Below are 13543 nucleotides of genomic sequence, written 5' to 3' on the forward strand. Positions count from 1 at the left end.
AAACTATTAGTAGCAGATAAAGTCTATCACTAATAAAAACCTTGCTTTATTCCACTTCTGTTTCTACAAAGTCTGCAAATAGTCCATATACATATTGTTCTGGATCAAATGCTTGTAAATCATCCATTTGTTCTCCAAGGCCGACAAATTTCACCGGTACATCCATCTCATTACGAATTGCTAATACAATTCCACCTTTAGCAGTTCCGTCTAATTTCGTTAGGACAATGCCTGTTACATTTGTCGCCTCGCGGAATGTCTTCGCTTGACTTAAACCATTTTGTCCTGTTGTTGCATCAATGACAAGTAATACTTCATGAGGAGCTCCAGGAACTTCACGTTCGATTACACGTTTTACTTTTTCTAACTCTTTCATTAAATTAACTTTATTTTGCAAACGGCCTGCTGTATCGCATAACAATACATCAACTTTTCGTGATTTTGCAGCCTGAATGGCATCGTACATAACAGCTGCTGGATCCGAACCTGATCCTTGTTTAATTACATCTACACCAACACGTTCTCCCCATACTTCTAGCTGTTCAATCGCACCAGCACGGAATGTATCGCCAGCTGCCAATAATACAGACTTGCCGTCCGATTTAAATTTATGTGCCATTTTTCCAATCGTCGTTGTTTTCCCAACACCGTTTACCCCAACAAATAAAATAACCGTCAAGGCGTTATCTTGTACATTTAACTCATTATTAAAGTTACCGTCTCCTTTGTAAATCTCAATTAGTTTTTCAGAGATAACAGCTTGTACTTCTCTTGGGTCCTGGATATTACGACGTTTCACTTCATCTCTTAATTGGTCAATTAATTCCATTACTGTGGACACACCCACATCCGCACCAATTAAAATTTCTTCTAACTCTTCGAAGAAATCTTCGTCAACTTTACGATAACGATATACTAAGTCATTTACCTTTTCAGCAAAAGAATTTCTCGTTTTCTCTAAACCTTGTTTAAACTTCTCTGATACCGTATCTGTTTGTTTTGAAATTTTTTCTTTTAATTTTTTAAAAAAGCTCATTCTTTCCCATCCTTTCTATTCACTTGTCACAACTTCTGCTCCGTCATCTAAACGAACGGATACAAGCTTGGAAACACCAGATTCCTGCATCGTTATACCATATAGTACATCTGATTCTTCCATTGTTCCTTTTCGGTGTGTAATAACTATAAATTGTGTTTCATCACTAAACTTTCTCAAGTACTGCGCAAAACGAGCAACGTTCGCTTCATCCAGCGCTGCTTCAACCTCATCAAGTACACAAAACGGTACAGGACGAACTTTTAAAATACTAAACAGCAATGCAATTGCTGTTAATGCTCGTTCTCCTCCAGAAAGAAGACCTAAATTTTGCAATTTCTTTCCTGGTGGCTGTGCAACAATATCAATTCCTGTATTTAATAAATCTTGCGGGTTTGTCATAACTAAATCCGCACGCCCTCCGCCAAATAATTCACTAAACACAAACTGGAATTCTGTACGAATTGCTTGGAATGTATAAGAAAAGCGTTTTTTCATTTCCTCATCCATCTCGTCAATTACTTGATGCAGTGTTGTTTTCGCCTCTTCCAAATCATCACGCTGCTCTAATAAGAACGTATGACGCTCAGATACGCGCTCGTATTCATCAATTGAACCTAAGTTTACTGTCCCAAGTTCTTCAATGGATAATTTAATTAATTTCACTTTTTTACGAGCTTCATCACCAGACATTGTCATCGTATACTTTTGTTTCGCCGCTTCAAAAGAAATGGTATACGTTTCTTGTAAGTGCTGCAAGCGGTTTTCTAGCTCCACGTCTAAACGATTTATTTTTACTTCTTCATCTTTTAATACATCAAGCAAATATTTATGCTGACGTTTCGCTTCTTTTACTTCTAAATCTAAATATTCTAGTCGCCCTTGTAAATCCAGACGTTGTTCACGGCGTGAGCTAATTAATTCAACAGTTTGATTTCGATCGTGGGTTTTCTTTTGAATCATACTTGTAATTTGCTCTTCACCACTGGAATTCGATGTCATTTCTTGTTTCAAGAATGCTAAATCTTCTTTTGTCTTTATAAGATTCTTTTTCGTCTCATCTTGTTCTTTTGTGAGGCGGTCTACTGTCTCTTTTTGATTTGATAATCGTTGTTGCTTTTCAGCTACTTGCACTTTTAACTCCGTAATTTCTATCTGCACTTTTTCTTTCGAAGAATGTTGCTCACTCTTTTGCTTTGTTAATTCTTTAATTGTTGTATCAAGCTGCATAATTTTTTCTTGCAGCTCTGTAAGCGTTTTTTCTAGCTCTGTTTTCCGCCCTTGTATCTTCACTTGATCTTGCAAAAATCCTTCTAGCTCTAAATCATAAATAGATAAGCGTTCATTAATGCGATGCTCTTCTAGTTCTAACTGATTAATCTCTTCTTTACATGCTTGTTCATCTACACGCTTTTCATCGACGCTTTGTCGAAGTTCTTTCATCTGCACTTCTTTTTCTTGTATTTCTTGTTTTAGCTCTTTGACATAGCTTTCTAGCTTCGCCGTCTTTTCTTCCATATCTGTCAACTTTTCGTTCCACTCTTCTAACTCACGTTGGCGTCCTAATAAAGATGAATTCGTTTGCTTCACAGCACCACCCGTCATTGAACCCCCTGGATTTACAAGGTCGCCTTCTAATGTAACAATACGATAACGATATTGTAGCTGCTTTGCTAATTCATTCGCTCCTTTTAAATCATGAGCGACAATTACCGTACCTAATAAATTTGTAATAACATTTTCATATTTATTATTGTACTGCACAAGCTCTGAAGCTACTCCTATAAATGATGAGTGCTGGTTTACAATCCGAAGCTGCTCTGTCCTAAGTGCTCTCCCTTTAATTACACTTTGCGGTAAAAAGGTCGCACGTCCATGACGATTTTGCTTTAAAAATGCAATTGCTCGGCGCGCATGTTCTTCTGTTTGTACAACAACATGCTGCATTGCTGCTCCAAGCGCAATTTCCATTGCCACTTCATACTTTTTCGGTACAGTAAGAAGTTCTGCAACTGCACCTTCAATACCATGCAACTGGCTATCACGTGCCTTTAATACTTCACGGACTCCTTGATAAAATCCTGAATAATCCTCTTGCATTTCCTCAAGCATTTCTTTACGAGAACGAGCTTGCTGAACGTATTGATATGCTTGATACAATTTGCTCTCATTTTCACTATATTGTTCTTTACATTTTCCAAGTGCAATGTCCGTTTGCTTCATATTTGACAGCAGATTTGTAATTTGCTCTTTTATATGTTCATATTTTTCAACGAACGTTGATTTTTTCTGTGCAATTTCTATGCCCATCTGCACATATTTTTCATTTTCTTCGTCAAGACGCTGGTTTTTGAAATCTCTTTGTTTAAATTGTTCCTCTAACATAGAAAGTTCATTTCGATAACTTGCCTGTTGATTTAAAAGTTCAATATAATCACCTTTTAAATACTCAATTTGCTCATCTAAATTTTGTACATATGTAGACAACAATCTTTCATTATCATGCAGTTTCTGTTCTAACTCTTTCACATGATTTGCCAATTTCATTAATTCGTCTGTTCCTTGCGCAACACTGCCTTCATATGCAGAAACTTTATCTGTTAATTCATGAATGAGTGCTTCTAACTGTGCACAATGTGTTGTGGCATTGTGCTTTCTTTCTTTCAGCAGCTCGCGTTGTCCTTCTAATTTTTCAAGTTCTTTACTAGAAAGAAGAAGAACCTCTTGCAAAGATTGAACAGATTCATCAATGGCTTGTACATTTCCACGCACTTCTTCTAAATCCGCTTCATTTTTTTGAAGATGTGCTGATAATTTCACTTCTTCATCTTTGTTATGTTTAAATTGCTCGCGAAGCGCTTCCCATTTTTCATGTAACTCTTCAATTTCATACACAATTAATGCCGCTTCAACTTTTTCTAATTCTTCTTTTTTCTCAAGATAGTCTTTTGCAATAGAAGCTTGTCTTTCGAGAGGTTCAACTTGATCACTCAATTCATGAATAATATCTTCTACACGATTTAAATTATCCTGCGTCTCCGCTAATTTTCCTTCCGCTTTCTTTTTACGGATTTTATATTTCAGTACACCAGCCGCTTCTTCAAAAATACTACGGCGATCTTCCGCTTTACTACTTAAAATCTCTTCTACTTTTCCCTGACTGATAATAGAAAATGCTTCACGTCCCATACCTGAGTCCATGAATAAATCTACAATATCTTTTAAACGACAAGGTTGTTTATTAATAAGAAAATCACTATCTCCTGAACGATATACTCGTCTTGTTACACTTACTTCGTTATATTCAATCGGCAGACGCTGATCCTCATTATTTAATGTTAATGTTACCTCAGCAACATTCAACGCTTTACGTGTATCACTACCCGAAAAAATAATATCTTCCATTTTCGCACCGCGCAGCGACTTTACGGATTGCTCACCAAGTACCCAACGAATGGCATCTGTAATGTTACTTTTTCCGCTTCCATTTGGACCTACTACAGACGTTACACCTGGTACAAAGTCAATCGATACGCGTTCTGCAAAAGATTTAAATCCTGCTATCTCTAACCGTTTTAAAAACACGAAAGGCCTTCCCCCTTTATGCACAAGGAATCCCCCTAAGTATAAGGGGGATTCTCTATTAATGCTCTATGAATGCTCTTTTAATTTTTCTAACGCTTCTTGGGCAGCATGCTGTTCTGCCTCTTTCTTAGACTTTCCACTTCCAAGCCCTAATGCTTCGCCGTTTAATGTAACACGCGATACAAACTCTCGATTATGGGCTGGTCCTTTTTCTTGCAAAATTTGATATTCTATATTACCGCTACCATCACGCTGAATTAATTCTTGTAGTTGACTTTTAAAATCCATCACATGAGAAAAAGCACCTTCATTAATTTTCGGATAAACAACTGTTTTTAAAAATCCCCATACCTTGTCTAAACCTTGGTCCAAGTAAAGTGCACCAATAAACGCTTCAAAGACATCCGCTAATAACGCTGGACGTTCGCGACCTCCTGTCATTTCTTCCCCTTTTCCTAAAAGGACAAGATTACCAAATGCCAGCTCATTCGCAAAACGAACGAGAGAAGGTTCACATACAATAGCCGCGCGAAGTTTTGTTAATTCTCCCTCGCTCATTGTCGGATATTTTTGAAACAAATATTGCGAAACCGTCAGTTCTAGTACCGCATCACCAAGAAATTCAAGACGCTCATTATCTTCATGTGGCTTTTTCCGATGCTCATTCACATACGATGAATGCGTAAATGCTTGTATCAACAATTTTTCATTTGTAAATGTAATACCTATTTTCGCTTGAAACTTTTTAAAAGCCTCGCGATATTTCGCTTCATACTTCTTATCTCTATACTTTCTGTACGGCATAGGTCCCTCCAGATATATATGCTGAGAAAGCCCCGTATATAAACGGGACTTCATCAAGCATTATAGATGACTCTCTATGTAAGTCACAGCATCGCCAACAGTAGCAATCTTTTCTGCTTCCTCATCAGAAATTTCCATTTCAAACTCATCTTCTAGTTGCATTACAAGTTCTACTACATCTAGAGAATCAGCACCTAAATCTTCTTTAAAGTTTGCAGCTGTTGTTACCTCTGTTTCGTCTACTCCTAGACGATCTACGATAATTTTCGTTACACGCTCTAAAACGTCTGCCATATTCATTCACCTCCTTTAAAAGTATTGACAAACAATTACTTTTTTAAATTTATCTATAAATTAGATCACTATTTTTCCGATCTTCTCAAGCCATTATATTTAATATTGTACAGAAAAGCTAGATGAAATCAACCTATTTCTGTAGTTTTTCCTTTTACATCACCATGCCGCCGTCAACATGAAGTGTTTGCCCAGTGATATAACGGCTCGCATCTGATGCTAAAAATGCAACCGCATTTGAAATATCTTCTGCTTCTCCAAATTTTGCAATTGGGATTAATTTTAGCATTTCATTCTTCACATCTTCCGCCAATACATCTGTCATATCTGTTACGATAAATCCAGGAGCAATTGCATTTACTGTGATATTACGACTTGCTAGCTCTTTTGCTGAAGTTTTTGTTAATCCAATTACACCCGCTTTTGCTGCAACGTAGTTTGCTTGTCCTGGGTTTCCAGTAACACCAACAACAGAGGCGATATTAATAATACGACCGTGACGTTGACGCATCATATAGCGAGATACAGCTTTTGTACATAAAAAGACACCTTTTAAGTTTGTATTAATAACAGCATCCCATTCTTCTTCTTTCATGCGCATTAATAAATTGTCTTTTGTGATACCAGCGTTATTGACAAGAATATCAATTTGACCAAATGTATCCACAGTTTGTTTTACCATATCAGTCACTTCTTCGCTACTAGCAACATTTGCTTTTACTGCAATTGCTTCTGAACCTAATTTTTTAATCTCATCTACAACTTCATTTGCTTTTAATTCGTTTCCTGCGTAGTTTACAACTACTTTCGCACCTTGTTTTGCTAAATCTAATGCAATTGCACGGCCGATTCCGCGAGATGCTCCCGTTACTAATACGACTTTATCTTTTAATAACATTAGCCTTCTCCTCTCAGTTTTGAAATGGTATCCTTCATCGTCTCTTCATCATATATTGCATATACTTTCGCAGATGGAGCGATTGATTTCATAAGACCAGCTAAAACTTTCCCAGGCCCAATTTCAATAAATGTATCCACACCGAGCTCTACCATCCGTTCAATGGATGGGTACCATAATACAGGGGAATAGAGTTGTTCAATTAATTTTTCTTGAATATCCTCTTTACGAGTAATGCAATCTGCTGTTACATTTGCAACAACGGGAATCTTCACATCGTGAATTGAAATTTCATTTAATACACCACGAAACTTCTCAGCAGCTGGTTTCATAAGCGATGAATGAAACGGACCGCTAACGCGCAGTGGAATTGCACGTTTCGCACCATTTTCTTTCGCTCTTTCTGAAGCCAATTCCACACCCTGCTTTGTACCAGAAATGACAATTTGCTTCGTGCTATTCATATTCGCAACTTGAACAGCATATCCTTCCTGCGTCACCTCTTCAGTCACCTGCTTTAACATATCCGGATCCGCTCCTAGAATAGCTGCCATTGCACCTTCGCCATTTGGCACAGCTTCTTCCATGTACTCACCGCGTTTTCTTACAGCGTATACACCATCTTCAAATGACATAGCACCCGCTGCTACTAGTGCACTATACTCACCTAAACTATGTCCTGCAACATAGTCAGGTTTAATCTCATACTGCTCCAATGCCTTTAAAATTGCAATACTTGTCGTTAACAATGCTGGTTGTGCATTTGTTGTTAACGTCAACGTTTCTTGAGGTCCCTCAAAAATAAGTGATGAAAGAGAATCTTTTAAAATTTCATCAGCCTGATGAAATACTTTCGCAACCTCTTCATGACTTTCTGCTAATTGTTTTCCCATTCCAACTGCCTGTGAACCTTGTCCTGGAAAAAGAAATGCTAGTTTTCCCATTTCAAACCCTCCTCATTATTGAAGCGGCTCCTCCTCTATTACACTCGTAATAGTAGGAATAACTTCCTTCGCTACCATTTCTCTAGTTTGACGAATCGCGCTAAAAATCGATTGATCATTGGAAGAACCATGCGCTTTGATGACAGGAGCTTTCAATCCAAATAAAGCAGCTCCTCCATACTCTGAATAATCCATTTTATCTTTCAACACCATAAGCTTTGGTTTTAATACCGCCGCCGCTAGTTTACTTGTAAACGAACTCATTAATTGCTCTTTTAGCATCGAGAATAATGCAAGTGCAGTACCCTCTAACGTTTTAAGGGCAACATTTCCGGTAAATCCATCACAAACAACCACATCAGCTACACCTTGTAATAAGTCTCGTGATTCTACATTTCCAACAAAGTTAATCGGTGCATCTTTTAGCATTGCAAAAACTTGCTTAGAAAGCTCGTTTCCTTTTCCATCCTCAGTTCCAACATTTAAAAGACCTACGCGAGGATTAGCAATTCCTCTCACTTTCTCTGCATATACAGACCCCATTACAGCATATTGGTATAAATGAATTGCTTTTGCATCGACGTTTGCTCCAACATCTAACATAACAAAGCCTTTACCATCTACTGTTGGCATAGTAGGCGAAAGAGCTGGGCGCTCAATCCCTTCTATACGTCCAATTACAAATAATCCAGCTGCCATAAGAGCCCCCGTATTCCCTGCGGAAATACAAGCATCAGCTGCACCTTCTTTTACTTGCTGCGCAGCAAGTACCATCGAAGCTTGTTTTTTGCGACGTACCGCTCGTACCGGCTCATCCGTTCCTTCAATTACTTCATCTGTATGCAATACAGTAATACGTTCTTCACTTGTTAAATACTTGCGGATTTCGTCTTCTTTTCCTACTAGTGTAATATGTAAATCTGAATATTGTTTAATTGCTTTCATTGCTCCGAGCACGACAGATTTTGGCGCATGATCGCCACCCATTGCATCTATTGCGATTCTCATAAGTTGTTACCTTCCTCACTATAATTACTAGATCGATACATTTCAAAAGTGCCTTTAAAAACAAGTTCATCTCCAACAAAACTTTGCACTTTGACAACCGTCCGTCCTTTATCATTCTCCACATCTTCAACACGCGCTTTTGCAACAACACGCTCTCCTAATTTTACAGGACGAATATATCGAATGGTAGACTTCGCAGTTAAAGCTAATTCTTCATCAATAACTGCAACAGCTAATGAGTTCGCTTGCGCAAATAAGTGATGCCCACGAGCAATTTGATTACGTTTAAAGACATGTTCCTCTTTCACTTCAAAAATCGAAATCGCATGTCTATCTAATTCTATATCAATAATTTCTCCTACCACTTCATCAAGGGGCAAGGATTTTACATCTTCTTCATGTTGTTTCGTTGCCACATGTTTAATCCGTTCCCTTAATTCTGGAATTGATAATTCCATGCGATCAAGACGAATTGTTTGAATACTCACTTGAAATTGTTCAGCTAATTCTTCATCCGTAATAAACGGATTTGCTTCTATTGTTTGTTGTAACAACTCTTGTCTTTCTTTTTTCCTTCTTTTTTTCATTCCGCACCATCCATTTTTATGACTAGGTACTAACAGTAGTATATAAGCATTAAATACAGAATGCAACATTTTTTTGTTTCTTCCGTTTTAATCAAGCTTTTCCCCTTGGAAAACTCCTGATTTTTCCAAATAACTTCGCAGCATTTCATACTGCTCACTTTGCCAAAATGCAGTTGAATCAACAAGTAAAGCAGCATCTTGCCTAGCTGTTTCTAATGCTCGATAATCATGTACCATATCAGCTACTTTAAATTCAGGTAAACCACTTTGCTTACTTCCAAAGAAATCTCCAGGACCACGCAATTCTAAATCTTTTTCTGATAACACAAAACCATCATTCGTCTCTGTCATGATGCGCATACGTTCTTTTCCTGTTTCTGATTTCGGATCAGCAATTAAAATACAGTAAGATTGTTCACTTCCACGCCCCACACGCCCACGAAGTTGGTGAAGTTGCGATAATCCAAAACGTTCTGCATCATAGATAACCATCATTGTTGCATTTGGCACGTTCACACCAACTTCTACAACTGTTGTCGAAATGAGAATTTGCACTTTATTTTCGCTAAATTGATGCATTACTTCGTCTTTCTCCTGAGAAGAAAGGCGCCCATGCATCAAACCAACTTGAAATTTCCCTTGATAATGATGGGTCAGCATACTATGCAAATCAATTGCATTTTGTACGTCTAGTTTCTCTGATTCTTCAATTAGTGGACAAATGACATATGCTTGTCGTCCTTTGTTCACTTCTTTCTCGACAAATCCAAGAACACGTTCAAACATATCATGTTTCGCCCAGTACGTTTCAATCACTTTACGACCTGCTGGCATCTCATCAATGATTGATACATCCATTTCACCAAACGCAGTAATTGCTAATGTACGAGGAATTGGTGTCGCTGTCATAAATAAAACATCTGGACTTTCACCTTTTTCTCTTAAAACGCGACGCTGCGCTACACCAAAACGATGTTGTTCATCCGTAATAACGAGCCCAAGTCTGTGAAATATAACTTCATCTTGAATTAGAGCATGCGTTCCAACGAGAATATCAATTTCTCCTTGTTCTAGCCTAGCTAATACTTCACGGCGACGCGCTCCCTTTACAGAGCTTGTTAATAATTCAATGTTCATATTAAAATAAGAAAATATAGATACGAGTGATTGATAATGCTGCTCCGCTAAAATTTCTGTCGGTACCATTAATGCCCCTTGATATCCAGCTAATTTCGCAGCATATAAAGCAATTGCGGCAACTATCGTTTTCCCAGAACCTACATCCCCTTGTAATAAACGATTCATTCGATACGGCGACTGCAAATCTTTCATAATTTCCGAAACAACGCGATACTGCGCATTTGTTAACGGAAAGGGCAGCGCTTCTATAAACTCTTCTAACTGCTCAAGAGAGACACTTTTTGTTACACCCTTTGAGCTTTCTCGTTCCATTTTGCGAAGTGCCTGCATCTTTAATTGAAACAAGAAAAATTCTTCATATACAAAACGACGGCGCGCCTGTTTCATATCTTCTTGTCCGCTAGGAAAATGCAGGGCATACAGCGCCTCATAACGAGATAATAATTTGTAGCGGGACAACAGCCCATCTGGCAGTACTTCTTTCACAAAAGAACCATATTCTTTAAAAGCTTGTGCAATAAAACGACGCATCTGTTTTACCGTCAATTTTCCTTTAACTGAATATACCGGTTCTACTTCTTGCTGACGAACAACTGGTCCAAAGTGAAGTTCCGACACTGAAATCGTTTGACGATGTTGATCCCACTTTCCAGTTATTGTGACTGTTTCATCAATATTTAATTTTTGCTTATAGTACGGTCTGTTAAAGCATACCGCTGTAATTAAATAACGCCCAACGAGAACACGAACAGTGAGACGTGATTTCTTTTTTCCATAATACTGCAAAAGAGGGGCACTATGTACTTTCCCTTCCACCGTTACACGTTCTTCATGCTTAACTTCAGCTAAATCTTTCATTGCATAGTCTTCGTAACGATACGGAAAATGTTCTAACAAATCAGAAACCGTAAAAATCCCCATCTCATTTAATAATACAGCTGTTTCTTCTCCAATCCCTTTCACATCCGTAATAGGAACTTGCACAACTTCACTCAAGATCTTCACGCCCCGTCAAATCTTATTCCTAACCATTCACATGCACTAACACATATCTTCTTTCTTCACACGTTATATCATAATAATTACATATCCTCATTTTCATTTCGAATATACAGTCGCTACCTCTCCTATTCTACCATAGCATTAGTAGAGCGTAGTAGTCGTTTCACCTTTATCTACCCATATATATCAATTCAAATTTCAGCTAAATAGCTTTTTCTATTTTCCTACTATTTTCTTAATCACAACACTTATTATAAAGTGAAACTTCTACAAGTAGGGTTTTTCATCTCGCTTCTTGTGGCAAACTCTCACCAATAGAGCTTTTTCGGACAGTTATCCCCCACCTATCTTCCTTGCTTCTCTCTCAATCTTGAGGTGAGGGTCTTACTGCCCGCGAATAGCGGGATAAATAAGAAAGAGAGCCTCACTGTATTAGCTAGTAAGGCCCTCTCATCATTTATATTGTCTCACCCTAATACAGAGAGTAATCCCATTTTTCAATAAAGATACGCTACCTGCAAATCTAGATTGGTGGAACTAACCATCAACAGGGATGAAGTTTCACCTTATTCTACAGAAAAAATGAAAGAATATATAGGCTGATTTCCATTATGAACTTCTACCTCTACATCTTCAAAGTTTTCTGCTACAAATGCTACTAATGCAGCTACTTCTTCTTCCGATGCATCCTCACCTTGTAAAATCGTTAAGATTTCTGCATCTTCATCAAGCATATTTTCTAACAGCTTTTTCGCAGCGTTCAATTTTTCTGTATCTGTTGATACAATTTTCCCGTCTGCAATGCACATAAAATCATCTTTGTGAATTGTCACGCCATCAATCTCTGTATCACGAACCGCATACGTAATTTGACCTGTCTTCACATGTGCAAGCGCTTCGTTCATATTCGCTTCATTTTCTTCAAGCGTTCCTGCTGGATTGAAAGCAAGCATCGCCGCCATACCTTGCGGAACTGTTTTCGAACGAACAACGATTACTTCTTGGTTCACTATAGAAGCAGCTTGTTCTGCAGCCATTACAATGTTACCGTTGTTCGGTAAAATAATAATTTTTTCTGCATTAGCTTCTTCAATCGCTTTTACAATATCCTCTGTACTTGGGTTCATCGTTTGACCGCCTTCAATAACTACCGTCGCACCGATACTTTCAAACAATTCTTTAATACCAGACCCCATCGCCACCGTTACAATTCCATAAGTCTGTTTTTCTGCAGGTTGTTTCGCTTCTACCTGCATCATTGCAGGCTCATCTAACAAAGCGGTATGTTGTTCACGCATATTTTCTACTTTAATATTAATTAAGCTACCATAACGTTGTCCGTAATTCATTGCATCTCCAGGATGCTCTGCATGAATATGAATTTTCACGATTTCATCATCTGCTACAACTAGCAATGAATCACCATATGCACTAATATCTTCACGGAATTTTTGCTCAGAGAAGTTATGTTCTTTCATCTTCTCTTCGTCTAGCTTGACCATAAATTCTGTACAGTAGCCATATGTGATATCTTCTGTACTCAATTGGCTTTGTACACTACGGTGATGTTCTGCACGTACCATTTCATTCATAGATGGTTGCACTGGCTCATTAGAAGTAATTGTTTCACCTTTTAAATCAGCTAAAAATCCTTCATACACAACAACAAGGCCTTTACCACCGCTATCTACAACACCAACTTGCTTTAATACAGGTAATAAATCCGGCGTACGATTTAAAGATGCGTTCGCCTCTTTCACAACTTCTTCCATAAACAAAACAAAGTCGCGTTGTTTTTTCGCAACTGTGACTGCATATTCACTCGTTTCTCTTGCAACAGTTAAAATCGTTCCTTCAATCGGTTTCATAACTGCTTTATATGCAGTTCCTACACCAGCTTCTAAAGCATCAGCAAAGTCAACTGTTGTTAACATTTCTTTTTGCTCAATAGATTTTGAGAAACCACGGAAAAGCTGAGATAAAATTACGCCAGAATTTCCACGTGCTCCCATTAATAATCCTTTTGCTAAGCTCACTCCGACTTTCCCAGCATGCTCAGAAGGATTTTTCTTTACTTCTCGCGCTCCTGAAGTCATCGATAAATTCATGTTTGTACCGGTATCGCCATCTGGAACTGGAAAAACGTTTAAAGCATCAACTAGCTTGACGTTATTTGTTAAATTATTTGCCCCTTGCAGAATCATTTGGGCTAAACGCTTCCCATCAATTTTTTGAATTGACACAG

The 13543-nt window shown here is 38.0% G+C and carries 10 protein-coding genes; all 10 read right to left on the reverse strand.

Features of this window, described 5'->3' with window-relative positions:
- Positions 1-46: 46 nt before the first annotated feature.
- The 10 genes from ftsY to NKR74_RS15900 all read right to left on the reverse strand — a co-directional run bounded on the left by ftsY (position 47) and on the right by NKR74_RS15900 (position 13541).
- Positions 47-1036, reverse strand: coding sequence for a signal recognition particle-docking protein FtsY (gene ftsY / locus NKR74_RS15855; protein WP_253630213.1), 990 nt, complete (start codon positions 1034-1036; stop codon positions 47-49).
- 15 nt (positions 1037-1051) lie between these two features.
- Complete coding sequence (smc, locus tag NKR74_RS15860) at positions 1052-4621, reverse strand: chromosome segregation protein SMC (RefSeq protein WP_253630214.1); 3570 nt, start codon at positions 4619-4621, stop codon at positions 1052-1054.
- A 66-nt stretch (positions 4622-4687) separates the two neighbouring features.
- A complete protein-coding gene (gene rnc, locus NKR74_RS15865) occupies positions 4688-5425 on the reverse strand; it encodes a ribonuclease III (protein WP_253630215.1) in 738 nt (245 codons plus the stop codon).
- A gap of 60 nt (positions 5426-5485) precedes the next feature.
- Positions 5486-5719, reverse strand: coding sequence for an acyl carrier protein (gene acpP, locus NKR74_RS15870; RefSeq protein ID WP_098309669.1), 234 nt, complete (start codon positions 5717-5719; stop codon positions 5486-5488).
- Between the two features lie 154 nt (positions 5720-5873).
- Positions 5874-6617 (reverse strand): 3-oxoacyl-[acyl-carrier-protein] reductase, encoded by a 744-nt coding sequence (fabG, locus tag NKR74_RS15875; RefSeq protein ID WP_098309668.1) that lies wholly within the window; start codon positions 6615-6617, stop codon positions 5874-5876.
- Positions 6617-7561, reverse strand: a complete 945-nt coding sequence (fabD, locus tag NKR74_RS15880) for an ACP S-malonyltransferase (protein ID WP_253630216.1) — start codon at positions 7559-7561, stop codon at positions 6617-6619. The genes fabG and fabD overlap by 1 nt, the downstream gene beginning before the upstream one ends.
- A gap of 15 nt (positions 7562-7576) precedes the next feature.
- Positions 7577-8569: a phosphate acyltransferase PlsX gene (gene plsX, locus NKR74_RS15885; protein ID WP_253630217.1), complete on the reverse strand. Its 993-nt coding sequence runs from the start codon at positions 8567-8569 to the stop codon at positions 7577-7579.
- Positions 8566-9156 (reverse strand): transcription factor FapR, encoded by a 591-nt coding sequence (gene fapR, locus NKR74_RS15890; protein ID WP_098309771.1) that lies wholly within the window; start codon positions 9154-9156, stop codon positions 8566-8568. Before fapR ends, plsX begins: the two co-directional genes overlap by 4 nt.
- 87 nt (positions 9157-9243) lie before the next feature.
- Positions 9244-11292, reverse strand: a complete 2049-nt coding sequence (recG, locus tag NKR74_RS15895; RefSeq protein WP_253630218.1) for an ATP-dependent DNA helicase RecG — start codon at positions 11290-11292, stop codon at positions 9244-9246.
- 572 nt (positions 11293-11864) lie between these two features.
- Positions 11865-13541: a DAK2 domain-containing protein gene (locus NKR74_RS15900; RefSeq protein WP_253630219.1), complete on the reverse strand. Its 1677-nt coding sequence runs from the start codon at positions 13539-13541 to the stop codon at positions 11865-11867.
- Between the last annotated feature and the right edge of the window lie 2 nt (positions 13542-13543).

Source organism: Bacillus sp. 3103sda1 (genome assembly GCF_024159135.1).
Taxonomy (GTDB): Bacteria; Bacillota; Bacilli; order Bacillales; family Bacillaceae_G; genus Bacillus_A; species Bacillus_A rhizoplanae.